We start from the raw sequence: 25058 nt of genomic DNA on the forward strand, positions 1-25058 counted from the left end.
CTCGGGCCCCGACTTACTCTGCGGCCACGCGCGCGCCGCGTTCGGCGTGCGTGCGGTATTCAAGAATGCGGCGTTCCACCTCGGGGCGGAAATGACGCATCAAACCCTGGATCGGCCACGCGGCGGCATCACCCAGCGCGCAGATCGTGTGACCTTCCACCTGCTTGGTCACGTCCAGCAGCATGTCGATTTCCTCGACACGGGCATTGCCCTTCACCAGACGCTCCATCACGCGCCACATCCAGCCGGTCCCTTCGCGGCACGGCGTGCACTGGCCGCAGCTTTCATGCATGTAGAATTTCGACAGGCGGGCGATGGCACGGACAATGTCGGTCGACTTGTCCATGACGATGACGGCCGCCGTGCCGAGGCCCGAACGGACCTCCCGCAGGCTGTCGAAATCCATCAGCACTGTGTCGCAGATTTCCTTGGGCAGCAGCGGCACCGAAGAACCGCCGGGGATGATGGCCAGCAGATTATCCCAGCCGCCACGCACGCCGCCGCAATGCTTTTCGATCAGTTCCTTCAGCGGGATACCCATCTCTTCTTCGACGGTTGCCGGCTGATTGACGTGACCGGAAATGCAGAACAGCTTGGTGCCGCTGTTCTTCGGACGGCCCAAACCGGCGAACCAGGAAGCGCCCCGACGCAGAATGGTGGGAACCACGGCGATGGATTCAACGTTATTCACCGTCGTCGGACGGGAATAGAGACCGGCCATAGCCGGGAAGGGCGGCTTGTTACGCGGCTGCCCCTTCTTGCCCTCGATGCTTTCGATCAGCGCCGTCTCTTCACCGCAAATATAGGCGCCGGCGCCCAGATGCAGATAGACGTCGTGATCATAGCCAGAGCCACAGGCGTTCTTGCCGATCAGGCCCGAGGCGTAAGCCTCGTCGATGGCGCGCTGAACGTTGGCGGCTTCGTAGTAGAATTCACCACGGATATAAATATAGGTGGCGGTGGCCCCAATGGCGAAACCGGCGATCAGGCAGCCTTCGATCAGCTTATGCGGATCATGGCGCATGATCTCCCGGTCCTTACAGGTACCGGGCTCGCCTTCGTCGGCGTTCACGACCAGATATACCGGACCATTGCTGGTCTTGGGCATGAAGGACCACTTCATGCCCGTGGAGAAGCCAGCGCCGCCACGACCACGCAGGCCTGATTCCTTCACCAGCTCAATGATCTTCTCACGGCCGAGATCCAGGATCTCCTTGGTGCCGGACCAGTCGCCACGCACCTTGGCCCCGTCCAGGAACGGGCTTTCGAAGCCATAAAGGTTGGTGAAGATACGGTCTTCATCGCGAAGCATGATCTCTCCCCCCCCTCAGTTCTGCGGCTTCACGCCAGCGGCCAACGCCGACTGGGTGAGCGTGGTCGGACCGCCCGCCGGGCAAGACCGGATACGACCATTCTGCGGACCGACCGTCGGCTTCTCGCCACGGGCCAGCGCGTCGAGAACCTTTTCCGTCGTCTCCGCCGTCAGGTCTTCATAGAAATCGTCGCCGATCTGCATCATCGGGGCGTTCACGCAGGCGCCGAGGCATTCCACCTCGATCACGGTAAACTGACCATCCGGCGTCGTCTGACCGGCCTTGATGCCCAGCTTTTTCTCACAAGCGTGCAGAACCTCATCCGAGCCGCGCAGCCAGCAAGGCGTGGTGGTGCAGACCTGGACGAAATGCTTACCCACCGGCTTCAGATTATACATCGTATAGAAGCTGGCCACTTCCAGCGCCCGGATCGGCGCCATGGACAGGAAATGGGCGACATAATCGATGGCAACCTTCGGCAACCAGCCACCGCACTGGCGTTGCGCCAGATCGAGCAGCGGCATCACCGCGCTCTGTTGTCGGCCTTCGGGATATTTGGCGATGATGCGCTTGGCGTGCTCCAGATTCTCCGCAGAGAATTCGAAGCTGGTCGGCTCCGCCACGGCGGGACCATGGGAATGGGCGGCACTCATCGGTCAATCTCTCCGAACACGATGTCCATGGAACCGATGATCGCCACGGCGTCGGCGAGCATATGGCCCTTGGACATGAAATCCATCGCCTGCAGATGCGAGAAGCCGGTCGGGCGGATCTTGCAGCGATACGGGCGGTTGGTGCCGTCGGACACCAGATACACACCCAGCTCGCCCTTCGGCGACTCCGTCGCCGTATAGGTCTCACCGGCCGGCACGTGATAGCCTTCGGTATACAGCTTGAAATGATGGATCAGTGATTCCATCGACCGCTTCATTTCGCCACGCGACGGCGGGGTCACCTTGCGGTCATTCACCTTCACCGGGCCCGGCGTCTTGGACAGCTTGTCCAGCGCCTGACGCATGATGGAGATGGATTGCTTCATCTCCTCCATACGCACCAGATAGCGGGCATAGCAATCGCCGGTCAGGCCAACCGGAATGTCGAAATCAAATTCTTCGTAGCTGTCATAGGGCTGCGCCTTGCGCAAATCCCACGCCACATTGGAACCGCGCAGCATCGGGCCGCTGAAACCCCAGGCCAGCGCATCGGCGGCGCTGACGACGCCGATATCGACCGTGCGCTGCTTGAACACGCGGTTCTCGGTCAGCAGGGTCTCCAGGTCGTTATAGAACTTGGGGAACCGCTCCGTATATTCGAAGATATCGTCGGCCAGACCGGCCGGCAGGTCCAGATTGACGCCACCGGGACGGAAATAATTAGCGTGCATACGGGCGCCGGAGACGCGCTCGTAGAATTCCATCAGCTTTTCGCGCTCTTCAAAGCCCCAAAGTGCCGGCGTCAGGGCGCCAACGTCCAGAGCGAAGGTCGTCAGGTTCAGCAGATGGTTCAGCACACGCGTCAGCTCGGCATAGAGCACGCGGATATACTGGCCCCGCTTGGGCGGGACGATGCCCAGCAGCTTTTCCACCGAGAGAACCCAGGTGTGCTCCATCGACATCGGGGACACATAGTCCAGCCGGTCGAAATAAGGCGTGGCCTGGGTATAGGTCTTGTATTCGATCAGCTTTTCGGTGCCGCGATGCAGCAGCCCGATATGCGGATCGGCGCGTTCGACGATTTCGCCGTCCATCTCCATCACCAGGCGCAGCACACCGTGCGCTGCCGGGTGCTGGGGCCCGAAATTCATCGTCAGCGGCTTGATCTGCACTTCGCCGGGCTGGCCGGCGACAGCGATCCCGGCGCCCGTCTGGGTTGCGACGTTGGTCGTTGCCATTGGGATGGCCCCCTTAACGCTTGGCCGCGGGCGTCGGCGCGCCCAGCGGAATGACAGCCTTCTCATCACCCGGCAACTGCACGTCCGTCATGCCTTCCCAGGGAGAGAGGAAATCGAAGCTGCGGAAATCCTGCCGCAGGGTCACCGGCTCATAGACGACGCGCTTCTGCTCTTCGTCATAGCGCAGCTCGACATAGCCGGTCAGCGGGAAGTCCTTGCGCAGCGGATGCCCCTCGAAACCGTAATCGGTGAGGATGCGGCGCAGATCCGGATTATCGGCAAAGAAGATGCCGTACAGATCCCAGGCTTCACGCTCAAACCAGCCGGCCACCGGGTAGAGCGACACGATGGAGGCCACGGGCGTGTCCTCATCCGTCGACACCTTCACCCGGATACGGTGGTTATGCTTGACGCTCAGCAGGTTGTAGACCACCTCGAACCGCTCCGGGCGGCTCGGGTAATCCACGCCGGCGATGTCGGCCAGCATCTCGCAGCGGGTCGTCGAGTCGTCGCGCAGGAACTGGATGCCGCGCAACGCACCTTCGCGCGTCAGCGTCACCATCAATTCACCATGCGCCACCTCGGCCTTCAACACAGCAGCGCCCAGGGCGCCACTGATGTAATCACCGAGTTCCTTCAGGGCCTCATCGCTCATAGCCAAGCGTCCTACAAACCGTCTTAAGCCAAACTCAGGCGCGGATCAGGCGATTGCCGCCCTTGATCTTCTTCTGCAATTGCAGAATGCCGTAGACCAGCGCCTCGGCGGTCGGCGGGCAGCCGGGAACATAGATATCCACCGGCACGATGCGGTCGCAGCCGCGCACGACGGAATAGGAATAATGGTAATAGCCGCCGCCATTGGCGCAGCTACCCATGGAGATCACCCAGCGCGGCTCCGCCATCTGGTCATAGACCTTGCGCAGAGCGGGGGCCATCTTGTTACAGAGCGTGCCGGCAACGATCATCACGTCCGACTGGCGCGGGCTGGGGCGCGGGATCACGCCAAACCGGTCCAGATCGTACCGCGACATGTAGGAATGGATCATCTCCACCGCGCAGCAGGCCAGACCGAAGGTCATCGGCCACAGCGAACCGGTGCGCGCCCAGGTCAGCAGATCATCCATCTTGGCGACGATGAAGCCCTTATCCTCAATCTCCGTCGTGACGGCCTTCAGATAGGCGTCCTGCGCGGAGCCGGGCGGCAGCGGGCTGGTATTGGTCACGACGCTGTTGGCGTTGCCGGTGACGAGATTGTTGCTCATGGCGCTGTTGCTCCCAGGCGGCGCGGAAACGGGATCACTCCCACTCCAGCGCGCCCTTCTTCCATTCATAGATGAAGCCGACGGTCAGGATGCCAAGGAAGATCATCATCGACCAGAAGCCGAACATCCCGATGCCACCCAGGGAGATAGCCCAGGGGAACAGGAACGCCACTTCCAGATCGAAAATGATGAACAGGATGGCGACCAGATAGAAGCGCACATCGAACTTGCTGCGCGCATCGTCGAAAGCTTCGAAACCGCATTCATAGGCCGACAGCTTCTCACTATCCGGCTTCTTGGGCCCCACCAGAAGGGCGGCGCCAACCATCGCACCGGCGATCACGGTAGCGATAACCAAGAAGACCAGGATCGGCAGGTACTGCACCAACAGCGGGTTGGACAACGGATCGGACATCGTCACACCGTTTCAGCCCGGGCTTATGCCACGGCGCTCTGCCGACCCGTCGATACGGGCCGGTGGGCATCTGGCAAAACCGCGGGCGGTTCATGGACTGGCAGGCTTGCGAGGGGTACCCCAAGCCCAACGGAATATAGGCCCCTGCCCTGCACAAAGGAAAGCGAATTACGCCATTTTTTGGCCTGAGAAACGTTCTCAACTCCATGGAAATGGTTGGCTTTCCGCCCTTTGATGCGCTGCGGCAAGGCAGCCTTGCATGGACGGTGAGGCTGGCGCGAAATTACCCGCACCAACATCCCGGTATGCAGGTGCCCGCACCGGAGATCCGGAAACAGGCACAGCGCACAAGCCTATGATCAAAAAGCAAAAAAGCCGTACAGAACGCGCCTGGCGTTCGACGGCTTTTTGCAAAACATACATTGCTTAATGAAGTGGCGCGAGTGACGGGACTTGAACCCGCGGCCTCCGGCGTGACAGGCCGGCGCTCTAACCAACTGAGCTACACCCGCGCAGGGTGGGAAGTTTTACCGCCCCTTCCATCGGGCATCGTCTTTAAGGCGCCATCACCCTTTGTCGTAAGGGGTGGCGCGAGTGACGGGACTTGAACCCGCGGCCTCCGGCGTGACAGGCCGGCGCTCTAACCAACTGAGCTACACCCGCACAGCAAAACCAGTCTGCTGGCTTAAACCTCGTGGAGAGTGGCGCGAGTGACGGGACTTGAACCCGCGGCCTCCGGCGTGACAGGCCGGCGCTCTAACCAACTGAGCTACACCCGCTTAACTCTTCCCGGCGCCGTCGTTTCGTTTCCGATCACCCCGTCGCCGTGAGGTGGGCGGGTGTATAAGCGACCCACCCACCCTTGTCAAACATGAAATCAGCTTTTTTTCGAAAAACCTTTTTCAGTACGACAGCGCCCACCGGAACACCGGAACACAGACAGCAAAAAGGCCGCCCGACATCTGCCGGCGGCCTTATTCATCAGGTATTTCAATGTTTGATAAGGGGCAATGGTGGGCGGTGAGGGAGTCGAACCCCCGACCTGCGGTGTGTAAAACCGAAGCTCTACCTCTGAGCTAACCGCCCGAACCGTTTGCGGGGGCGACATTAGCGGCGGCGCGCAAAGAATCAACCCCGTTCTTCATCTGACCCTTAAAAAAAAGAAAACGGGCGCGCCTTGTGGCCGCCCGTTTCATCAACATCTGATGGGTACACCCGGCCGGAGACCGGCCGGAGGCATCCATACGCCAGATCAGTTCAGCGCGTCCTTCAGGCCCTTACCGGGCTTGAACTTCGGCTGCTTGCTGGCGGAGATGGCGATCTTCTCACCGGTGCGGGGATTACGGCCTTCGGAAGCCGCACGCTCGGCAACGGCGAAGGTGCCGAAACCAACCAACCGCACTTCGTCGCCCTTCTGCAGCGCGCCGGTGATCCCATCGAAGACCGCATCAACGGCCTTATTCGCGTCCGCCTTGGACAAACCAGCCGCTTCGGCGACCACGGCAACGAGATCGTTCTTGTTCACTTAAGGCCCCCCTCATCAAGAGAGTATCGGTTGCGCGTGCCCGAACGGCATGTCCAGGCACAAAGAGATTGGATACCGCTGCCGACGCCCACATTGGTCGGGGGGGCAGCGGGAACCCAATTCACACGATTTCCTGATCCACTTCAATGGCGAATCACGCCATCCCGGTCCTCTTCCCCAGCTTTTCCGGGCATCTGAGCCACTTCGTCGGGCTCAGACCACTCAATTTCAACCGGAGCGGAGGCCAACGCGTTGGCAATCACCTCATCAACCGTCGAAACCGGGATGATTGTCAGGCCCTTCTTCACATTGTCGGGGATCTCCGCCAGGTCCTTTTCATTCTCCTGGGGAATCAGAACCCGCTTGATGCCGCCCCGCAAGGCCGCCAGCAGCTTCTCCTTCAGCCCGCCAATCGGCAGCACCTTGCCGCGCAGGGTGATTTCACCGGTCATCGCAATATCCTTGCGCACCGGGATGCCGGTCAGCACGGAGACGATGGTGGTGATCATGGCCACACCGGCCGAGGGGCCGTCCTTCGGGGTGGCCCCCTCCGGCACATGGACATGGATGTCACGCCGTTCGAACAGGGTCGGCTTGATGCCGAATTTCAGCGAATTCGCCTTCACATAGGATTCGGCGGCCTGCACCGATTCCTTCATCACATCGCCCAACTTGCCGGTGGTCTGGATGCGGCCCTTGCCGCGCAGCATCACCGCCTCGATGGTCAGCAGCTCGCCGCCCACCTCGGTCCAGGCCAAACCGGTGGTCGCCCCCACCTGATCCTCCAGCTCCGCCTCACCAAAGCGGAAGCGGCGGACGCCGGCGAACTTCTCCAGATTTTTCGGCGTCACCTTCACCTTGGTGACACCCTGCATCAGGATTTCCTTGATCGCCTTACGGGCCAGGTTCGCCAGCTCGCGTTCCAGCGACCGCACGCCGGCTTCGCGGGTGTAGTAGCGGATCAGGTCGCGGAGTGCCTCGTCGCTGATGGCAAACTCGCCTTCCTTCAGCCCATGGTCGGTCACCTGCTTGGCGATCAGGTGGCGCTTGGCAATCTCCACCTTCTCATCTTCGGTGTAACCGGACAGGCGGATGATCTCCATACGGTCCAGCAGCGGCTGCGGCATCCGCAGCGAGTTGGCCGTGCAGACGAACATCACGTCGGAAAGGTCGTAATCCACCTCCAGATAATGGTCGCTGAAGGTGCTGTTCTGTTCCGGGTCCAGCACTTCCAGCAGAGCCGAAGACGGGTCGCCGCGCCAGTCGGCGCCCAGCTTGTCGATCTCGTCCAGCAGGAACAGCGGGTTGGAGGTCTTGGCCTTCTTCATGCCCTGAATGATCTTGCCGGGCATGGAGCCAATATAGGTGCGGCGGTGACCGCGCACCTCGGCCTCATCGCGCACGCCGCCCAGCGACATGCGCACAAAGGTGCGGCCGGTGGCCTTGGCGATGGATTTGCCCAGCGAGGTCTTGCCCACACCCGGCGGACCGACGAGGCAGAGAATCGGCCCCTTCACCTTATCCATGCGCTGCTGCACGGCCAGATACTCAAGGATACGTTCCTTGACCTTCTCCAGACCGTGATGGTCGGCATTCAGGATGGCTTCGGCGCCCTTGATATCCTTCTTGACCTTGCTGCGCTTCTTCCAGGGAATCGACAGCATCCAGTCCAGATAGTTGCGCACGACGGTCGCCTCGGCGCTCATCGGGCTCATGGTGCGCAGCTTCTTGACCTCGGCCTGGGCCTTTTCGCGGGCTTCCTTGCTGAACTTGGTCTTGGCGATCTTTTCCTCGATCTCCGCCACCTCGTCCTTGCCGTCCTCGCCCTCGCCCAACTCCTTCTGAATGGCCTTCATCTGCTCATTCAGATAGTACTCGCGCTGGGTCTTCTCCATCTGGCGCTTCACGCGGTTGCGGATGCGCTTTTCCACCTGCAGCACGCCGATCTCGCCTTCCATGAAGGCATAGACCTTCTCCAGCCGTTCCGCGACGGTGGGGGTCTCCAGCAATTGCTGCTTTTCGGGAATCTTCAGCTGAAGATGGCTGGCGATGGTATCGGCCAGCTTGCCCGGCTCCTCGATCTGGTTGATCGAGACCAGCACCTCGGGCGGAATCTTCTTGTTGAGCTTGATATATTGCTCAAACTGCGAGACGGCGGCGCGGGACAGCGCTTCCAGCTCCTGCGGCTCGCTGGCCGCTTCCTCGATCAGTTCGGCATAGGCCTGGAAGAATTCCTCGCTCTCGCCGAACTTGGTGATGGTGGCGCGCTTGCCGCCCTCAACCAGCACCTTGACGGTGCCGTCGGGCAGTTTCAGCAGCTGCAACACCGTGCCGACGGTGCCGACACTATAGATGTCGGCCGGCGTGGGATCATCCTGTGAGGCGTTCTTCTGGGTGACCAGCAGGATCTGCTTGTCATCCTTCATCACGTCTTCCAGGGCGCGGACGGATTTTTCCCGGCCCACGAACAGCGGGACGATCATATGGGGGAAGACGACGATGTCTCTCAGCGGAAGGACCGGGTAGAGAACACCACGGGGGATGTCCAGCATATCTATCTGCCTTCTGATCTCAATGCACCGCCAGCCCCGCTGGGCCTGGACCCGACCGCCCGCCCCAGATGGGCACGGCAATGAACGGTGGGTGACGGTTCAGCTGTTAACGTGGCACAGGGGTGTGCCCCCTTCAAGGGCTTGAACCGTGACCAACGCGCACTAAAGGTCAGGGTGGGCGGATAAAGCCACCCGTTGCGGGGGCGGAAAAATACAAAAAGGGCTGTCCGATCATCCCGGACAGCCCTTTGAACGTCGCTCAATCGATTAAAACCGATTCGAAATGCCTATATCTTACCCAGCAGGGCGAGAATGGCCGTGGCAACCCAGCCCAGCAGCATGAAAAATACCGCATAGCCCCAGCCCACAGCGAAATGCAGCATGAACATCAGCAGGATCAGCGTGACGCAGATGATGCTGATGGTAGTGAAGCGGGTGAAGGAATGCCACCCTTCCGCATGTTCGCGCACAAGCTTGTCATTGACCACCGCCGGTCCGTGGCTGCCCGCCATGATTCTTCCTCCCTGACTGTCATATCGACCAGTTATGTCAATTATGTACAGGCGGAACGGTTCCATGCCAAGGGGGGAAGTGCCGACCGGGGACGGGACTAGCGGATATCCTTCACCAGCCGCAGCGTCTCTTCCCCATAGCCCTGCCGGGCGTAGAAGGCGCGGCCGCGCGCATTGCTGGCGAACACATCCAGAGCCACATTGTCATAGCCCTGCCCACGCGCCCAGGATTCCACCGCCGCCATCAGGGCGGCGGCCACCCCCCTGCCCTCCGCCACCGGCGTGACGGCCAGCAGCGGCACATAGGCGCATTGCCGGTCGGTGAAGATATCCAGTTGCGGCTCGGCATGGATGAAGCCCAGCCGTTCATCCCCTTCGCAGGCGATGAAGGTGACGGCACCGGGCCGGGGGGCTTCCAGCGTTTCATGCATGAAGGCACGCTGGAAATGCATCACCTCCGCCGCCGTGCGCCAAGCCAGATCGGCCACCCCGGCCAGACGCGGGGCCTGGGCGTGGATGAAAGGCAGATCGTCGGCGGTGGCGGGGCGGATGATCATGGGATTTCAGCCGCTAAAGGGGCGACGCAACGGGGCAGATCACCGCTGCCGGCAACGTCGCCCCTTCGATATGAGCCACCAAGCCTTCCACCCGCACCCGTCCCTCCCCGATCAGCCGCACGGCCAGGGGATAGGCCTGATGTTCCTGCACCAGCACGCGGGCGGCCAGATCGTCGGGCGTGTCACCGGTCAACACTGGCACGGCGGCCTGCACGATGATCGGGCCTTCATCCATCACCTCGCGCACATAATGCACGGTGCAGCCATGGAAGCGCACACCGGCGGCCAGCGCGCGGGCATGGGTGTCGATGCCGGGGAAAGACGGCAGCAGCGACGGGTGGATATTGATCAGGCGGTCATGCCAATGGGCCACGAATCCACCCGTCAGCAGGCGCATGAAACCGGCCAGACAGACCAACCCGACGCCCGCCTGCTCCAAGGCGGCCGTCATGGCCGCCTCATGCGCCGGCTTGTCGGCGAAATCCTTGGGCTTCAGCACAAGGCTGGGGATGCCGGCGGCGGTGGCACGGGCCAGCCCGCCGGCATCGGCCTTGTTGGAGATGACCAAAGCCACCTCCGCCGGGAAATCCGGGTCGCGGCAGGCGTCGATCAGGGCCTGCAGGTTCGACCCCCGGCCGGAGATCAGGACGCCCAGGCGCAGCTTCACGACCAACGCTCCAGCCCGCTGATGGCGACGCGGTGATCGGCAGCGTCGCGCGGCACCACGGTGCCGATGCGGGTGACCTTTTCACCCTTCTCGGTCAGCAGCGCCAGGGCCTCGTCCGCCTTGTCGGCGGGGACGATGACCACCATGCCGATACCGCAATTGAAGGTACGGGCCATTTCCGTGGCATCGACATTGCCGGTACGCTTCAGCCAGCTGAACACCGGCAGCAATTCCCAAGTGGCAGCATCCAGATCGACGCCCAAGCCATCGGGCAGCACGCGCGGGATATTTTCCAGCAGGCCGCCGCCGGTGATATGGGCCATGGCATTCACCAGACCGGCGCGCACTGCCGCCAGCAGCGGCTTCACATAGATGCGCGTCGGGGTCAGCAGGGCGGCACCCAGGCTGCGACCGGCATCCCAGGGGCAGGCGCTTTCATAGGTCAGGCCAGAGACACCCACCAGCTTGCGCACCAGCGAATAGCCGTTGGAATGCACGCCGCTGGAAGCCAGACCCAGCACCACGTCGCCGGCCTGCACCTTGTCGCCCACCAGCACCTGGGAGCGCTCAACGGCGCCGACGGAGAAGCCGGCCAGATCATAATCGCCCTCGGCATACATGCCGGGCATTTCAGCCGTCTCGCCCCCCACCAGGGCGCAGCCGGCCTGACGGCAACCCTCGGCGATACCGGCGACAATGGCGCGACCGGCGGTCACGTCCAGCTTGCCGGTGGCGTAATAATCCAGGAACAGCAGCGGCTCGGCCCCCTGCACCACCAGATCATTGACGCACATGGCCACCAGATCGATACCCACCGTGTCATGGTGATTGGCATCGATGGCCACCTTCAGCTTGGTGCCCACACCATCGGTGGTGGATACCAGCAGCGGATCGTGGAAGCCGGCGGCGCGCAGGTCGAACAGGGCACCGAAGCCACCCAGCCCGGCATCGGAGCCGGTGCGGGCGGTGGATTTCGCCAGCGGCTTGATGGCCTCGACCAGCGCATTGCCTGCATCGATATCGACACCGGCATCCCGGTAGGAATAGCTGCTCATCGCCTTCATCCTCGCTGCTGGCGTAAAGGGGGCCGGGTGCGGTAGAACCAACCGCAACAAACCCGGCACCGGACTGTTTAGACGGCGCCGAACATAGCAATATCGGAAGCCAAGGCAATGCCGGTTCCCTGCACCCCCGCTTTGCGCAAAGTCCTGTCCGCCACCTTGACCGTTCTGGCGCTGGCCCTGCCCGCCTGGGCTGCCCCGTCGGACGATCTGTTCACGGTGCGCGATGTTTCCGTTGATGTCACGGCGGATTCGGCCACGGCGGCGCGCGATCGCGGCATCCGCGACGGTCAGCGCAAGGCGTTTGAGGCTTTGTTCGACCGGCTGACCCCGGACAGCGCCCGCAGCGCCCTGTCCGGCCTGGATGGCGCCAGCATCGACCAGATGGTGCAGAGCTTTGAGGTGCAGGAGGAGCGCACCTCCGCCGTGCGCTATCTCGGCCGGCTGGCCGTCACCTTCAATCCGGCCGCCGTGCGCAACTTCATGCGCAGCCGTGGTGTCTCTTATACAGAGGTGCGGTCCAAGCCGGTGCTGGTGCTGCCGGTGGACCAGACTGGCGGCGCGCCCGTGCTGTGGCAGGCGGAAACCGGCTGGCGGCAAAGCTGGGCCAACCTGCCGCTGCAAGGCGGGCTGGTGCCGGTGACCGTTCCCTATGGGGAAGCGGCGGACGTGGCCGATGTCGGGGTGGAACAGGCCCTGTCCGGCGATGCCGCCGCCCTGCGCCGCATCGCCGACCGCTATCAGGCGGGCGACGTGGCCGTCGCCGTGCTGACGACAACCAGCGGCGGGGTGACCGCCACCGTCACCCTGCACCCGGCCAGCGGCAGCCCGGAAAGCTTCACTGTCAGCCAGCCGACGGTGACGGCCGGTGCCGACATGGCATCGCGCGGGAACCCGACCCTGCGGGAAGCCGTCACCAAGATTGTTGGCCGGCTGGAGGAACGCTGGACCGCGGCCAATGTGGTGGTCGGCGGAAATGAAGGCGGGCTGAGCCTGAAAGTGCCTTTCACCGCCCAGAATGAATGGGTGGAAACCCGCCGTCGCCTGTCGAAGGTTCCCACCATCACGCAAACCCGCGTCGTCTCCCTGGCCCGCGGCGGGGCAGAGCTGGAGCTGCGCTACATGGGCGGGCTGGAACAGTTGCGCAACGCCCTGGCCCAACAGGATCTGATCCTGAGCGAAGGCGGAGGTACTGGCGAACTGCGCTGGCGCGGGGCCGCAGCGGCGGCCAGCAGCACGCCTGCCCCGGCCCAAGCCGAGGCACCGGCGGTGCCGTAAGGTACGGTTGCTGAAAAACGGTTCGGTCAAAAACGGCATCGGCGCACAGGCACCGATGCCGTTTTTTTATGGCCTCCCGATCCCCGGAAGCCAAATTGCCAATGATCAGAAGCGCTTGGCGATCCATGCACGGATTTGGACACATTATTCCTGAAACATGGGGATAATTTCATCAAAAGCGACTGGACAATCGGAACATTATAGGAACATCTTTTCCCCAGCCGTGGATAATGGGGAATATGGGCATGGGGGTCCGGGTGGGGGCCGGGGCCTCTATAAGGCGTCTGCAAAAGCGCCTAGATTAAATTCAGAACCTGCCCCTGCCGGATCACGCCCGCATGAAAACCGAAACACCGAACCCAATGCTGCACGTGCCGAACCTGATCACAGGCGGCCGTCTGCTGGCCGTGCCGGTGACGGTATGGCTGATTCTGTCCGACCACCTGATTCTGGCATTCTGGCTGTTCATGCTGGCAGCCATTTCCGACGGGCTGGACGGGATGATCGCGCGGCTGTTCCGGGCGCGCAGCAAGCTGGGTGCCTGGCTAGACCCGCTGGCCGACAAGGCCCTGCTGGTCGGCTGTTTCGTGGCCATGGCCACGGTGGGGCTGGTGCCGCTCTGGCTGGTGGCGCTGATTTTGCTGCGGGATATCACCATTATCCTGGGGCTGGCCGTGCTGCTGGTGATGCTGCGCGAAAGGCTGTCCATCCAGCCGCTCTGGGTGGGCAAGCTCAATACCGCGCTGCAACTGGCCTTGGCGGCGCTGATTCTGGCCGTCTATGGCGCCCGTCTGGCCCCGGAAGACTATGTATTGCCGGCGGAACTGCTGGTCGCCGCTACCACGCTCTGGTCGATGGTGGCCTATGTGCTGCGCGGATTGTTCATCCTGCGCACACGCAATGCCGGGGATGATGCCGGCGACCAACCGGGAGACGCGGCATGAAGGCCGGACGGCAATGGCGATTCTGGGTCTGGGGGCTGGTGGTCTTCATCGCCCTAGTCTGGCTGCTGCGCAGCATGTTGGCCCCGTTCGTGGCCGGCATGGCGCTGGCCTATCTGCTGGACCCGGTGACCGACCGGCTGGAACGGCACATGCCGCGCTGGGCCGCCACCAGCGTCGTTCTGCTCGGATTCGCCCTCACGGCGGTACTGGCCCTGCTGTTGTTGGTGCCGCTGCTGCAGGGCCAGATCGTGCAATTGATCGATGCCGCCCCGCAATGGATCGCCTGGGCCAAGCGGGAATTGCTGCCGCAGATTCAGCGCTTCATCAACCGGCTCTCGCCGGAGGATGTGGAACGGCTGCGCAGTGCCGCCGGTGATTATGCCGGCACCGCGATGAGCTGGACGGCCGATTTCCTGAAAGGGCTGGTGAGCCAGGGTGTTGCCCTGGTGGATATCATCTCCGTCACCTTCATTACCCCCATCGTCGCCTTTTACCTGTTGCGCGACTGGGACCGGATGGTCGGTGCCATCGATGGCTGGCTGCCCCGCCAGCAGGCCGACACCATCCGTGAACAGGCCCGCGCGGTGGACACCACCCTGGCCGGATTCGTGCGCGGGCAGGCCACGGTCTGTCTGGCGCTGGGCAGTTTCTATGCCATCGCCCTGTCGCTGGCCGGGCTGGATTTCGGCCTGATCGTCGGCATGATCTCCGGCCTGCTCTCCTTCATCCCCTTTGTCGGCTCGCTGGTGGGGTTCTGTGCCTCTGTCGGCATCGCCCTGTTCCAGTTCGACGAACTGTGGCGGGTCGGCATCGTGGTCGGCATTTTCTTCTTCGGCCAGGCCGTGGAAGGCAATGTGCTGACGCCAAAGCTGGTGGGCGACAAGGTGGGGCTGCATCCGGTCTGGGTGATTTTCGCCCTGATGGCCGGTGGCGCGCTGTTCGGATTCGTCGGCGTGCTGCTGGCCATGCCGGTGGCAGCCGTCATCGGCGTGCTGGTCCGATTCGCCATCACCCGCTACCTGGACAGCAGCCTTTATCACGGCCCCCTGCCACCAGCGCCGCCCTGCCCTGACTTGGGCGCCGACCCGCTTCCCGCCAATCCCGCCGCGGAAGGTACCGACCTCCGCCGCCCCGCAGATATTCCGGCCGCACCATGATCATGGATACGACAATGCCCATCGGCTCCCTTCCTCCGGGACTGCCGTTGAGCAGCACCCGGCAAATCCCCCTGGATCTGGGTCACCGTTCCGCCATGGGCGAGGCGGATTTTCTGGTGGCACCCGGCAACCAGGATGCCGTCGCCTGGCTGGACAGCTGGCCGGACTGGCCGGCCCCGGCCCTGGTGATTTTCGGCCCCAGCGGTTCCGGTAAAAGCCATCTGGCACAGATCTGGCGCGCCCGCGCGCGCGCCAACCTGTTGCAGGTGGATGATCTGCGTACCGACGACCTGCCCGACCTGCTGCACCCCACCCGCGCCGCCGTGCTGGATGGCGCGCAGCAGGTGGCCGGCGACCCGGTGCTGGAACGCGCTTTGTTCCATCTCTACAATCTGGCCCGCGATGCCGGCGGCCATCTGCTGCTGCTGGCGGACAAGGCGCCCATCAATTGGGTGCTGCGCCTGCCGGACCTGCGCTCGCGCCTGCTGGCGGCCCCGGCCGTCGGCATGGCCGCCCCCGATGATGCCCTGTTCATGGCCGTGCTGGTGAAGCTGTTTGCCGACCGGCAGATCAGGGTGGGGGAAGAGGTGATTGTCTGGCTGCTGACCCGCACGGAGCGTAGCTTTGCCAACGCCCGCCGGGTGGTGGACCGACTGGACCGGGAAGCGCTGGCCGCCAAGAAGCCGATCACCGTGCGATTCTGCCGGCAAATTCTGGGGGACAGCGGCGAATCGGCCTGGGCCTGATTGCCCTTTCCCACCGGTCAGCCACCTTCCAGCAGCCGCACCTCCCGCCCGCGGTGATTCTTTTTCAGGTAATCCAGCCAGTCCGCCGGCCAATGCGCCGTGGCCCGCTGATAGATGGCGGGCAAGGCCGCCAGCAGCTCATCCCGGCAGCCCAGCATGTCACCGCCCATTTCCAGAATGCGCAGATTGGGCCAGGCCTGGGGCCGGATGCGCGCCACCTCCGCCAAGGCCTCCGCCGCCGGCCGATCCGGCCGCGCCTGGGCCAGAATCAGCGCCATCGCTGCGGTGGACCGCGACACGCCCATATGGCAATGCACCAGCAGATGCGCCTTTCCCGGCGGCTCTGCGGTCAAACTGCGCCCGAAATCCAGAATCTGGCGCACATGCGTCGTCTGTGGCGGCTGTTTGCCGGGCACCGGCTCCACCACATCATCGAATCGCAAATCCAGCCGCACATGCGCACCATAGCCGTTGAACACCGGCAGCTTGGACCTTCCAGGGTCCATGATGGACAGCATATGGCTGACGCCGACCCGGCAATGGTCAGGCAATTCCTCGATCCCGCACACGGTGATGCGAAAAGGGGCATATTGGGTGCTGAGCATAAAAAAACCCGCCGAGACTTATCTGTCTGGCGAGTATATCCGGATTTGATGTCAGGATGTTGTTTCAAGGTTGGTGGGCGCACAAGGACTCGAACCTTGGACCCGCTGATTAAGAGTCAGCTGCTCTACCAACTGAGCTATGCGCCCAACCTTGAGAGGCTGCAACGGTCAGGGATCAAGGTTGGTGGGCGCACAAGGACTCGAACCTTGGACCCGCTGATTAAGAGTCAGCTGCTCTACCAACTGAGCTATGCGCCCAACCTTGATATCCGCCGGAGCGGCCATTTTTGGGAATGGTGGGCGCACAAGGACTCGAACCTTGGACCCGCTGATTAAGAGTCAGCTGCTCTACCAACTGAGCTATGCGCCCATTCCCAACCCGCTTTCGCGGCCCCGACGCTTCGTTCATCGCGTCGAGGCGCGCTGTGTAGCAAAGGGTTCACACCTTGTCGACAAGAAAATGAAGGCTGCCGACCGGGATTTCACGCAGCCGGGCACTGCAAGCAATTCAACCCTCTACCCCGGCCCCTGCCAGGGTCAAAGGTCACCCATGCCACGGCGGGACATGCGTACATCCCGATGCACATGCACCGATAGCAGCAGGCCGAAACCGATCATCACCCCCAACGTCGCCGTGCCGCCATAGGAGATCAACGGCAGCGGCACGCCCACCACAGGGATCAGCCCCATGATCATGGCCACATTGATGAAGAGATAAAGGAACAGGTTCACCGTGACGCCCAACGCCAGCAGCTTGCCGAACTGATGGCGACAGCGCCCGGCAATGACGAAACCGTAGAGCAGCAGCAGCCCATAGAGGAACAGGAAGAACAGGCTGCCCACCAGCCCAAATTCCTCCGCCAGCATGGTGAAGATGAAGTCGGTCTGCTTTTCCGGCAGGAAGTTCAGATGGCTCTGCGTGCCCTGCAAAAAGCCCTTGCCCATCAGCCCGCCGGAGCCAAAGGCGATCTTTGACTGGGTAATGTGGTACCCCGTGCCCAGCGGATCGCTGTCCGGGTCCAGGAAGGTTTCCACCCGGTCGCGCTGATAATCATGCAGTACGAATTGCCAGGTCAGCGGCACAGCAATGATGACGGCGGCGATCAGCAGACCGAACTTCCATAGCCGCACCCCGGACAGGAAGAACAGCGCCCCCGCCGCCATTATCAGCATCAAGGAAGTGCCGAGGTTGGGCTGGGCCAGCACCAGCGCCACCGGCGCCCCCACCAGCAACAAGGGCGGAATCAGAAAGGGGATACGGCCACTGTCTTCCAGCGTGGCGCCATGGAAATAGCGGGCCAGCACCATCACCAGCGTGACCTTCATGATTTCCGACGGCTGCAGCTGGATAATGCCCAGATCGATCCAGCGCTGCGCCCCCTTGCCAACATTGCCGAATAAATCCACCCCGATCAGCAGCACCATGACGATGCCGTAAAGTGGATAGGCCAGCTTCATCCAGAGCCGAATATCGATCAGGGCGATCAGCAGCATCACCACCAGCCCCACGCCGAAGCGCAGCATCTGGCGCGAGGCCCAGGGATCGAAATGGCCATTGGCGGCGGAATAGAGCATGGCAAAGCCGATGCTGGCCACCAGGGTGATCAGGAAGACCAGACTCCAGGAAATCTGGCCCAGCTTCTCCCCGATGGTCATCGCCCCCCGGTCAATGGAGAGGTCCAGGCTCATGGCTATTGCCCCGTGCTGCCGGCATCAGGCCGGGAAGGTGCGGCGGCCGGTTCCGGCTGCTGGGCCACGCTGGCGCGGGCCGCATCCAGCATCTGGCATTCCAGCAGGATATCGCGGGCAATCGGTCCCGCGACTCCACCGCCGCTGCTGCCATGTTCAACGAACACGGCACACGCATATTTCGGTGCCTCCACCGGGGCATAGGCAACAAACAGCGCGTGGTCGCGCTCCCGCCAGGCCAGATCCTCGTTCTTGCGCACGCCGCTATTGCGTTCCGCCATGGAGATGCGGCGCACCTGGGCACTGCCCGATTTGCCCGCCATCTCCATCCCCGGAATGGTGATGCGCGATTTATAGGCGGTACCGCCCGGCACATTGGTCACGGCATTCATGCCTTTCAGCACGACCGCCAGATTTTCCGGCTTCACATCAATGCGCGGCCATTCCGTCTGTTCGCGGTACTGGCCTTCGATCATCTTGGCCAGATGCGGCTGCACCGCATGGCCACTGGCCAACCGCGCCGTCATCACGGCCAGTTGCAAGGGCGTCGCCAGCACATAGCCCTGGCCCATACTGGCGATCAGGGTTTCACCGGGGTGCCAAGCGGCCTTCAAGGCCCGGCGCTTCCAGGCCGGATCAGGCACCAGCCCCGGCCGTTCCCCCGGCAGTTCCAGCCCCACCTTATCGCCCAGCCCGAATTTGCGGGCCATGGCGGCGATTCGGTCCATGCCGATGCGCTGGGCCAGATCATAGAAATAGACGTCGCAGCTGTTCATCAGCGCGCCGACCATATCCAGGGTGCCATGGCCACCGCGCCGCCAGCAATGGAAGCGGTGGCTGCCCAGTTCGATATGGCCGGAGCAATTGACCCGATGATCGGCATTGACGATGCCCGATTCCAGCGCCGCCAGCGCTGTGATCATCTTGAAGGTTGATCCCGGCGGATATTGCCCGGCAATCGCCTTGTTGATCAGCGGTGTGCGCTCATCCTTCAGCAGCGTCTGATAGGCATCATACCCAATGCCCATGGCAAACTGATTGGGATCGAAGGCGGGGCAGGAACAGAGCGCCTGGATACCGCCGGTGCGCACATCCATCACCACGGCGGCAGCGCTCATCTCCGCCGACAGCCGCTGATGCACATAATGCTGCAGCTTGGCATCCAGCGTCAGCGTGGTTTCCCGCCCCGGCTGGCCATTATCGCGTGACAGTTCACGAATCACCCGGCCAACGGCATTGACCTCCAGCTGCTGGGTACCGGCGGCACCGCGCAGAGCAGAATCAAACTGCTTTTCCACCCCGCCCTTGCCGATGCGGAAACCCGGCAGGGTCAACAGCGGATCATCGGATTTCTCCAGATCCTTGTCCGTCGCGGCGCCGACATAGCCCAGCACATGGGCCAATGCCTCCCCGAACGGGTAGGAACGCACCTGCCCGACATCAATGGAAATGCCCGGCAGGTCGGGCAAATTCACCTCAATGGCGGAAACCTGATCCCAGCTCAGGTTTTCCTTGATGGTGATGGGGGCAAAGGCGCGGGAGCGCTGTAGATCACGCTGGATGCGCCGTTCATCGGCCTCCGTCAGCGGCACCAGCTTGCCAACCTCATCCAGAATCTGCCGCACGTCGCCGGCGCGTTCCGACACCACGGTGACGCTGAAATTCTGCTCATTCACCGCCAGCGGCACGCCGAACCGGTCCAGTATCTGGCCGCGCGGCGGGGCCACCAGCCGCAGCGAGATTCGGTTATCATCCGCCAGCATGCTGTAGCGGTCGCGCTCCACGATCTGCAGGTAATAGAGCCGCCCCACCAGTGCGGAAACGGCAGCCACCTGCATACCGCCCAGCACCAGCGTGCGGCGGCTCAGCATACGCTGTCGCTCGGCATCGCGATCATAGGCGGACAAGATTGTCTCCTCAGCTCAAATAGGCGCGGTGCAGACGTTGCAGCAGATATGTCGGCAGCGGGAATATTGCCACCCCCAGGGCGGCATGGACCAGCACTGGTCGCGCATCCAGCAGATGCGCGCTCATCAGGGCAAAGACCAGCCATTGTACAGCCGACGCCCCGAACGCCACCAGGGCAAAGCCAAGCCATAGCATCCCGAAAGACCGGCCCAGGAAAAAGCGGCGCTGAGTGATCAGCAACCAATAGGTCAGAATCAGATAAAGCGAGGTCACCCCCAGCGGCGAACCGCTGATCAGGTCATGCAGGACGCCCAGGGCGAAAACCACCAGCGGGCGCAGCAAATCCGGCCGGTGGATAACCCAGTAGAACAGGCAGATCAACACCAGCGGCGGTGTCACCACCGAATAGCCAGGCAAGGGCAAGGGCACCATAGCGAGCAGCATGGCCACCACGATGGACCCGAAGGGAAGCAGGTTGCGCGCGGTTTGATCAAGACGATGCCAGAAACCACCGGCCAAGGCCGAACCCCTCACTGCATCGCGCCCGGTTGCGCGGCTTCCGCCGCCAGCCCGCCGGTGCCACCGAACCGGACAATCTGCAAATGTTCCAGACGGGAAAGGTCGGCCATGGGCACAACATGGGGCTGGCCATCCTGGCCAATTTCCATCACCCCCACCGGCAGGCCGGGCGGAAACAACCCACCATGACCAGAGGTGAACACCCGCTCACCCGGCGAAACCGCCGTATTGCCCGGCACATAGAGCAGAGTCGGATGATCGGAATTATCACCGGCGAGCATGGCCCGCTGGCGGCTGGTTTCCAGCACCACCGGGATGCGGGCGTTGAGATCGGTGATCAGCAGCACACGGGAAGACCATTCCCCCACCTGCACCACACGCCCCACCAGCCCCTGGCCAGACATGGCCGCCTGCCCACGCTCCACACCGTCGCGCGCACCGGCGGTGATGACAACAGTGCGCACGAAGGCACCACCCGGATCGCCGACCACGCGGGCGGTGATGAAGCGGGCCGGCGGATCGGCCTTGAAGGCCAGCAGGGAGCGCAGGGAACCGTTTTCCGCCTCCAGCCGCAGGGCCACCTGCTCCCACTGGCGCAGGCGGGTATTCTCCTCCCGCAGCCGGGCATTCTCTTCATGCAGATCGACCAGCTGGCGCCCATATTCCAGCGCATCGGCCACGCTGGCCGCCGGGCGCGACATCACATTGAGGATGGGGGTAAAGGCATCGGTCACCCGGGCGCGGGCCTGATCAACCGCACCGACATTGACATGCCCGATCATCATCAGCGCGACGGCGGCCAGCACCAGCAGCGGGAAGTAGAATCGCTGCATCAACCCCCAGAAAGGGGCTGCGATCCGCACGACCGATCCGTTGTTGCGCGTCTTCACCGGGGGATGTCCCGTTATTGGGCCGACGGCGGAGAACCGGCGACTGGGTTAAAGGTGCCAGGGTTACCGGCAGCTTACCGCCTAAAGTGAAATTAAACCGTTAACAGTCGGCTGTAAATCGCTGCATTTCAATGCAGCAGGGCCGCGATATTCGCGGCCCTGTCCTGACGCCTCACATGCGGATCAGCACGTTGCGCAGGCTTTCCTCTTCCAGCGCCCGACCGGAGCCCAGCGCCACACAGGAAAGCGGATCATCCGCAATCGAAACCGGCAGGCCAGTGGCATGGCGCAGCACAAAATCCAGATTGGCCAGCAGCGCGCCGCCACCGGTCAACACAATACCCTTATCAACAATATCCGCCGCCAGTTCGGGGGCGGTATGTTCCAGGGCGACCTTCACCGCCTCAATGATCTGGCTGACCGGTTCGGCCAAGCTCTCGGCGATCTGCCGTTCGCTCATCACCAGTTCCTTGGGCACGCCATTCATCAGGTCGCGGCCCTTGATCTCCATCACCCGGCCTTCGCCATCTTCCGGCGGGCAGGCGGAGCCGATTTCCTTCTTGATGCGCTCGGCAGAGCCTTCACCGACCAGCAGGTTATGGTGACGGCGGATATAGCCGATGATCGCCTCATCCATCTTGTCGCCGCCAACGCGGGCGGAACGGGCATAGACGATGCCGTTCAGCGACAGCACGGCCACTTCCGTCGTGCCACCGCCGATATCCACCACCATGCTGCCTGTCGGTTCCGTCACCGGCAGACCGGCGCCAATGGCGGCAGCCATCGGCTCTTCGATCAGGGAAACGCGGCGCGCACCAGCGGCTTCCGCCGATTCCTGAATGGCGCGACGTTCCACGGCGGTGGAACCCGACGGCACGCAGATGACGATCTCCGGGCTGGTGAAGCTGCGGCGATTGTGCACCTTGCGGATGAAATGCTTGATCATTTCCTCCGCCACTTCGAAATCGGCAATGACACCGTCGCGCAAGGGGCGGATGGCCTGGATGTTACCCGGCGTGCGGCCCAGCATCAGCTTGGCCTCGTCACCCACGGCAAGCACCTGCTTCTTGCCGCGCAGGTCGCGGATCGCGACCACCGACGGTTCATTCAGAACGATGCCGCGTCCCTTGACATAGACCAGCGTATTCGCCGTTCCCAGGTCGATCGCCATGTCGGCCGAGAACATACCGAGCAGGTTTGAAAGCATGGATGAAAAATATCTCTGAATGTCCGGATTTTGCCGCCCTTGGTGCGGCCGAACCCCGGATATGCCGAACCGCGACTGTTGCATAGACCATTTAGTCCCGGTCCCTCAAGCCTTGAAAGCCGCCGCAAGTCAGATTCTATATGGCATTTTAGCGATTGGTGAACATCCTGCGCACATCCGCATGTCGCGGCGGAGATTACGGCAGGAATAGGGCGGAAGGCTGCGACATATCCCGATTCCGACCGCCTTATCATGAAAAGACAATCCCCGCCGGCCAGGGGCCGACGGGGATATCACGGGACTCGGGAAAAAAGGGCAAACCCGATCAGGCCGACATGGCCACCGGTGCCGTCTTCTGCCGCTTTGTCACCAGCTTGTTCAGGGCATGGATATAGGCACGGGCGGAAGCCACCAGCGTGTCCGCATCGGCCCCCTGGCCATTGACCGACTTGCCGCTCTCTTCCAGCCGCACGGTCACCTCTGCCTGGGCATCGGTGCCCGCCGTCACGGCATGGACCTGATAAAGCTGCAACTTGGCCTCATGCGGGAAGGCCAGTTTCAGGGCATTGAACACGGCATCCACCGGGCCATTGCCGAAGGCCACCACCGGGGCGATGGGCTTGCCATCCACCTCCAGTTCCAGCACGGCATGTTGCGGCCCGCGGGAACCGGCCACGACATGCAGCGCCTGGAAGCGGATATGTTCGTGCTGACGGCCAGCCTCGTCATCCATGATGGCAACGATATCTTCGTCGTAAATATCCTTCTTACGGTCGGCCAGATCCTTGAAGCGGCCAAACGCGTCATTGATCTGGTTCTCGCCGATCTCATCATAGCCAAGCTCCTTCAGCTTGGCGCGGAAGGCGGCGCGGCCGGAATGCTTGCCCATGACCAGGGAGGAACGGTTGAGACCCACCGATTCCGGCGTCATGATCTCGTACGTTTCCGCGTGCTTCAGCATCCCGTCCTGATGGATGCCGCTTTCATGGGCAAACGCATTGGCGCCCACGATGGCCTTGTTGGGCTGGACCTGGAAGCCGGTGATGGTGGAAACCAGCCGGGAAATGCGGGTGATATGCTCGGTCTTGATGCCGGTGGTGCAGCCGATCAGATCATGGCGGGTGCGCAGCGCCATCACCACCTCTTCCAGCGAGGCGTTGCCGGCACGTTCGCCCAGACCGTTGATGGTGCATTCGACCTGACGCACGCCGGCACCGATGCCAGCCAGGGAGTTGGCCACGGCCAAGCCCAGATCATTATGGCAATGTACGGAGAAGATGGCCTTGTCGCTGTTCGGCACGCGGGTCATCACGTCGCGGAACATCGCGGCATATTCTTCCGGCAGGGCATAGCCGACCGTATCGGGAATATTGATGGTGGTCGCACCGGCCTTGATGGCGGCTTCCACCGTGCGGCAAAGGAAATCACGGTCTGACCGGCTGCCATCCTGGGCCGACCATTCCACATCATCCACCAGATTGCGGGCATAGGTGACGTAATCGATGGTGCGCTGCAGCACCTCTTCTTCCGTCATCTTCAGCATGTACTTCATATGCACCGGGCTGGTGGAGATGAAGGTGTGGATGCGCTTGCGGGGGGCGAACTGCAAAGCTTCCGCCGCACGGTCAATATCGGCGCGGGCGGTGCGGGCCAGGGCGGCGATGACGCTGTTCTTGGCCAGCTTGCCCACTTCGCGCACGGATTCGAAATCGCCGTTCGACGCGATGGGGAAGCCGGCCTCGATGACATCGACGCCCATTTCTTCCAACACCGCCGCGATGCGCAGCTTTTCTTCCAGATTCATGGAGCAGCCGGGCGCCTGCTCCCCATCGCGCAAGGTGGTGTCGAAAATGATGACGCGGTTCTTGTCGCGGGAAATGCTGGTCATGATCGTCGGTCCCTGAAGCCCTGGGGGCACCGTCATTCTTGATTAGCGGTGCCGTGGTTGGTTTTGGCGGGCAAGCCGTCCATTGCCGGTCGAATGGAGATCAATCTGGATGATCGCATTTGGCCGATGATGGCCTGACCCGTCGGATCAGATCGGCGGTGCGCATAGGGCGCGCACCCGGTCCCCTGAACGCGAACCCGTCCATCAGTGATGGGACGGGACACAGAGCGCTCAGGGGCTGATTAGTCGTAGCCCGCCCAGGCCAAGCGCCTTGGACGCCAGCAGCAGGGCAAAGGTCAGGAACAGGCCGGATGCGCACAGCATGGCCATGGCGGGGGAACGATCCCCGGCGATGGCTTCAGGCTGTTGGCGACGGCTGGTCACAGGGTGACGTCCTGACTGAGGGTAAAAGATATGACAGCCGGAACTGAACCGACCGCCGTTCGATAATCTTTATGCCGCAATTGACTTA

The 25058-nt window shown here is 62.6% G+C and carries 24 protein-coding genes and 7 tRNA genes; 4 read left to right on the top strand and 27 right to left on the bottom strand.

All coding sequences use genetic code 11. The features are described from left to right. Positions 1–13: 13 nt before the first annotated feature. The 16 genes from nuoF to purM all read right to left on the bottom strand — a co-directional run bounded on the left by nuoF (position 14) and on the right by purM (position 11758). Positions 14–1312, bottom strand: coding sequence for an NADH-quinone oxidoreductase subunit NuoF (gene nuoF / locus CHB97_RS11195; protein ID WP_089288037.1), 1299 nt, complete (start codon positions 1310–1312; stop codon positions 14–16). 15 nt (positions 1313–1327) lie between these two features. Continuing rightward, positions 1328–1966 (bottom strand): NADH-quinone oxidoreductase subunit NuoE, encoded by a 639-nt coding sequence (gene nuoE, locus CHB97_RS11200; protein WP_089288038.1) that lies wholly within the window; start codon positions 1964–1966, stop codon positions 1328–1330. Continuing rightward, positions 1963–3117: an NADH-quinone oxidoreductase subunit D gene (locus CHB97_RS11205; protein ID WP_244559508.1), complete on the bottom strand. Its 1155-nt coding sequence runs from the start codon at positions 3115–3117 to the stop codon at positions 1963–1965. Before CHB97_RS11205 ends, nuoE begins: the two co-directional genes overlap by 4 nt. Positions 3118–3217: 100 nt before the next feature. Then, positions 3218–3859, bottom strand: a complete 642-nt coding sequence (locus CHB97_RS11210; protein WP_089288040.1) for an NADH-quinone oxidoreductase subunit C — start codon at positions 3857–3859, stop codon at positions 3218–3220. Positions 3860–3893: 34 nt separating this feature from the next. Continuing rightward, a complete protein-coding gene (locus CHB97_RS11215) occupies positions 3894–4466 on the bottom strand; it encodes an NADH-quinone oxidoreductase subunit B family protein (protein ID WP_089288041.1) in 573 nt (190 codons plus the stop codon). 34 nt (positions 4467–4500) lie between these two features. Further along, positions 4501–4881: an NADH-quinone oxidoreductase subunit A gene (locus CHB97_RS11220; protein ID WP_089288042.1), complete on the bottom strand. Its 381-nt coding sequence runs from the start codon at positions 4879–4881 to the stop codon at positions 4501–4503. 435 nt (positions 4882–5316) lie between these two features. Then, positions 5317–5393: transfer RNA gene (locus CHB97_RS11225), tRNA-Asp, on the bottom strand. Between the two features lie 74 nt (positions 5394–5467). Further along, positions 5468–5544 (bottom strand) — tRNA-Asp (locus CHB97_RS11230). 39 nt (positions 5545–5583) lie between these two features. Continuing rightward, positions 5584–5660: transfer RNA gene (locus CHB97_RS11235), tRNA-Asp, on the bottom strand. A 232-nt stretch (positions 5661–5892) separates the two neighbouring features. Beyond that, a tRNA-Val gene (locus CHB97_RS11240) sits at positions 5893–5967 on the bottom strand. 166 nt (positions 5968–6133) lie between these two features. Then, a complete protein-coding gene (locus tag CHB97_RS11245; protein ID WP_089288043.1) occupies positions 6134–6406 on the bottom strand; it encodes an HU family DNA-binding protein in 273 nt (90 codons plus the stop codon). A gap of 143 nt (positions 6407–6549) precedes the next feature. Next, complete coding sequence (lon, locus tag CHB97_RS11250) at positions 6550–8958, bottom strand: endopeptidase La (protein WP_089288044.1); 2409 nt, start codon at positions 8956–8958, stop codon at positions 6550–6552. A 287-nt stretch (positions 8959–9245) separates the two neighbouring features. Beyond that, positions 9246–9470 carry a hypothetical protein gene (locus tag CHB97_RS11255; protein WP_089288045.1) on the bottom strand — a complete coding sequence of 75 codons (225 nt, stop codon included), beginning with the start codon at positions 9468–9470 and terminating at the stop codon, positions 9246–9248. Positions 9471–9568: 98 nt separating this feature from the next. Continuing rightward, the gene (locus CHB97_RS11260; protein ID WP_089288046.1) at positions 9569–10027 is read right to left on the bottom strand and encodes a GNAT family N-acetyltransferase; all 459 of its coding nucleotides are present in this window, start codon (positions 10025–10027) and stop codon (positions 9569–9571) included. Positions 10028–10040: 13 nt separating this feature from the next. Next, positions 10041–10694, bottom strand: coding sequence for a phosphoribosylglycinamide formyltransferase (gene purN, locus CHB97_RS11265; RefSeq protein ID WP_200819893.1), 654 nt, complete (start codon positions 10692–10694; stop codon positions 10041–10043). Next, positions 10691–11758: a phosphoribosylformylglycinamidine cyclo-ligase gene (gene purM, locus CHB97_RS11270; protein WP_200819894.1), complete on the bottom strand. Its 1068-nt coding sequence runs from the start codon at positions 11756–11758 to the stop codon at positions 10691–10693. The genes purN and purM overlap by 4 nt, the downstream gene beginning before the upstream one ends. Positions 11759–11866: 108 nt before the next feature. On the opposite strand from purM, the gene CHB97_RS11275 reads away from it, so the two are divergent. From CHB97_RS11275 to CHB97_RS11290, 4 genes are all read left to right on the top strand, one after another. Continuing rightward, entirely contained in the window at positions 11867–13033 is a 1167-nt protein-coding gene (locus CHB97_RS11275) for a DUF2066 domain-containing protein (RefSeq protein ID WP_089288049.1), read from the top strand. 338 nt (positions 13034–13371) lie between these two features. After that, entirely contained in the window at positions 13372–13977 is a 606-nt protein-coding gene (locus CHB97_RS11280; protein ID WP_244559501.1) for a CDP-alcohol phosphatidyltransferase family protein, read from the top strand. Then, positions 13974–15134 carry an AI-2E family transporter gene (locus tag CHB97_RS11285; protein WP_089288051.1) on the top strand — a complete coding sequence of 387 codons (1161 nt, stop codon included), beginning with the start codon at positions 13974–13976 and terminating at the stop codon, positions 15132–15134. The genes CHB97_RS11280 and CHB97_RS11285 overlap by 4 nt, the downstream gene beginning before the upstream one ends. Positions 15135–15148: 14 nt before the next feature. Continuing rightward, positions 15149–15880: a DnaA ATPase domain-containing protein gene (locus CHB97_RS11290; RefSeq protein ID WP_089288052.1), complete on the top strand. Its 732-nt coding sequence runs from the start codon at positions 15149–15151 to the stop codon at positions 15878–15880. 17 nt (positions 15881–15897) lie between these two features. On the opposite strand, the gene CHB97_RS11295 is transcribed toward CHB97_RS11290, so the two are convergent. From CHB97_RS11295 to CHB97_RS26365, 11 genes are all read right to left on the bottom strand, one after another. Next, positions 15898–16485, bottom strand: a complete 588-nt coding sequence (locus CHB97_RS11295) for a tyrosine phosphatase family protein (protein WP_089288053.1) — start codon at positions 16483–16485, stop codon at positions 15898–15900. A 71-nt stretch (positions 16486–16556) separates the two neighbouring features. Further along, positions 16557–16632, bottom strand: a tRNA-Lys gene (locus CHB97_RS11300). 35 nt (positions 16633–16667) lie between these two features. Next, positions 16668–16743: transfer RNA gene (locus tag CHB97_RS11305), tRNA-Lys, on the bottom strand. Between the two features lie 36 nt (positions 16744–16779). Beyond that, positions 16780–16855 (bottom strand) — tRNA-Lys (locus tag CHB97_RS11310). 167 nt (positions 16856–17022) lie between these two features. After that, positions 17023–18174 (bottom strand): rod shape-determining protein RodA, encoded by a 1152-nt coding sequence (gene rodA / locus CHB97_RS11315; RefSeq protein ID WP_089288054.1) that lies wholly within the window; start codon positions 18172–18174, stop codon positions 17023–17025. 2 nt (positions 18175–18176) lie between these two features. After that, positions 18177–20045 (bottom strand): penicillin-binding protein 2, encoded by a 1869-nt coding sequence (gene mrdA, locus CHB97_RS11320; protein WP_089288129.1) that lies wholly within the window; start codon positions 20043–20045, stop codon positions 18177–18179. Between the two features lie 46 nt (positions 20046–20091). Further along, the gene (gene mreD, locus CHB97_RS11325; protein ID WP_256387122.1) at positions 20092–20616 is read right to left on the bottom strand and encodes a rod shape-determining protein MreD; all 525 of its coding nucleotides are present in this window, start codon (positions 20614–20616) and stop codon (positions 20092–20094) included. Beyond that, entirely contained in the window at positions 20613–21491 is an 879-nt protein-coding gene (mreC, locus tag CHB97_RS11330) for a rod shape-determining protein MreC (protein WP_089288056.1), read from the bottom strand. The genes mreD and mreC overlap by 4 nt, the downstream gene beginning before the upstream one ends. Positions 21492–21663: 172 nt before the next feature. After that, positions 21664–22698, bottom strand: coding sequence for a rod shape-determining protein (locus CHB97_RS11335; RefSeq protein WP_089288057.1), 1035 nt, complete (start codon positions 22696–22698; stop codon positions 21664–21666). A gap of 325 nt (positions 22699–23023) precedes the next feature. Then, positions 23024–24586 carry a 2-isopropylmalate synthase gene (locus CHB97_RS11340; RefSeq protein ID WP_089288058.1) on the bottom strand — a complete coding sequence of 521 codons (1563 nt, stop codon included), beginning with the start codon at positions 24584–24586 and terminating at the stop codon, positions 23024–23026. A 231-nt stretch (positions 24587–24817) separates the two neighbouring features. After that, positions 24818–24970: a hypothetical protein gene (locus tag CHB97_RS26365; RefSeq protein WP_160105768.1), complete on the bottom strand. Its 153-nt coding sequence runs from the start codon at positions 24968–24970 to the stop codon at positions 24818–24820. Positions 24971–25058: the final 88 nt, after the last annotated feature.

The organism is Azospirillum sp. RU38E, from assembly GCF_900188385.1.
In the GTDB taxonomy this organism is placed as follows: Bacteria; Pseudomonadota; Alphaproteobacteria; order Azospirillales; family Azospirillaceae; genus Niveispirillum.

Bases quoted from the DNA above. Each gene is read 5' to 3' on its own strand.
- CHB97_RS11295 (WP_089288053.1), bottom strand. From the start codon at position 16,485: ATGCTCAGCACCCAATATGCCCCTTTTCGCATCACCGTGTGCGGGATC.
- CHB97_RS11290 (WP_089288052.1), top strand. From the start codon at position 15,149: ATGCCCATCGGCTCCCTTCCTCCGGGACTGCCGTTGAGCAGCACCCGG.
- CHB97_RS11255 (WP_089288045.1), bottom strand. From the start codon at position 9,470: ATGGCGGGCAGCCACGGACCGGCGGTGGTCAATGACAAGCTTGTGCGC.
- CHB97_RS11275 (WP_089288049.1), top strand. From the start codon at position 11,867: ATGCCGGTTCCCTGCACCCCCGCTTTGCGCAAAGTCCTGTCCGCCACC.
- rodA (WP_089288054.1), bottom strand. From the start codon at position 18,174: ATGAGCCTGGACCTCTCCATTGACCGGGGGGCGATGACCATCGGGGAG.
- CHB97_RS11205 (WP_244559508.1), bottom strand. From the start codon at position 3,117: ATGAATTTCGGGCCCCAGCACCCGGCAGCGCACGGTGTGCTGCGCCTG.
- mrdA (WP_089288129.1), bottom strand. From the start codon at position 20,045: ATGCTGAGCCGCCGCACGCTGGTGCTGGGCGGTATGCAGGTGGCTGCC.
- CHB97_RS11215 (WP_089288041.1), bottom strand. From the start codon at position 4,466: ATGAGCAACAATCTCGTCACCGGCAACGCCAACAGCGTCGTGACCAAT.
- CHB97_RS11280 (WP_244559501.1), top strand. From the start codon at position 13,372: ATGAAAACCGAAACACCGAACCCAATGCTGCACGTGCCGAACCTGATC.
- CHB97_RS11335 (WP_089288057.1), bottom strand. From the start codon at position 22,698: ATGCTTTCAAACCTGCTCGGTATGTTCTCGGCCGACATGGCGATCGAC.
- nuoF (WP_089288037.1), bottom strand. From the start codon at position 1,312: ATGCTTCGCGATGAAGACCGTATCTTCACCAACCTTTATGGCTTCGAA.
- lon (WP_089288044.1), bottom strand. From the start codon at position 8,958: ATGCTGGACATCCCCCGTGGTGTTCTCTACCCGGTCCTTCCGCTGAGA.
- CHB97_RS11340 (WP_089288058.1), bottom strand. From the start codon at position 24,586: ATGACCAGCATTTCCCGCGACAAGAACCGCGTCATCATTTTCGACACC.
- CHB97_RS11260 (WP_089288046.1), bottom strand. From the start codon at position 10,027: ATGATCATCCGCCCCGCCACCGCCGACGATCTGCCTTTCATCCACGCC.
- CHB97_RS11210 (WP_089288040.1), bottom strand. From the start codon at position 3,859: ATGAGCGATGAGGCCCTGAAGGAACTCGGTGATTACATCAGTGGCGCC.
- CHB97_RS11220 (WP_089288042.1), bottom strand. From the start codon at position 4,881: ATGTCCGATCCGTTGTCCAACCCGCTGTTGGTGCAGTACCTGCCGATC.
- nuoE (WP_089288038.1), bottom strand. From the start codon at position 1,966: ATGAGTGCCGCCCATTCCCATGGTCCCGCCGTGGCGGAGCCGACCAGC.
- CHB97_RS11285 (WP_089288051.1), top strand. From the start codon at position 13,974: ATGAAGGCCGGACGGCAATGGCGATTCTGGGTCTGGGGGCTGGTGGTC.
- purM (WP_200819894.1), bottom strand. From the start codon at position 11,758: ATGAAGGCGATGAGCAGCTATTCCTACCGGGATGCCGGTGTCGATATC.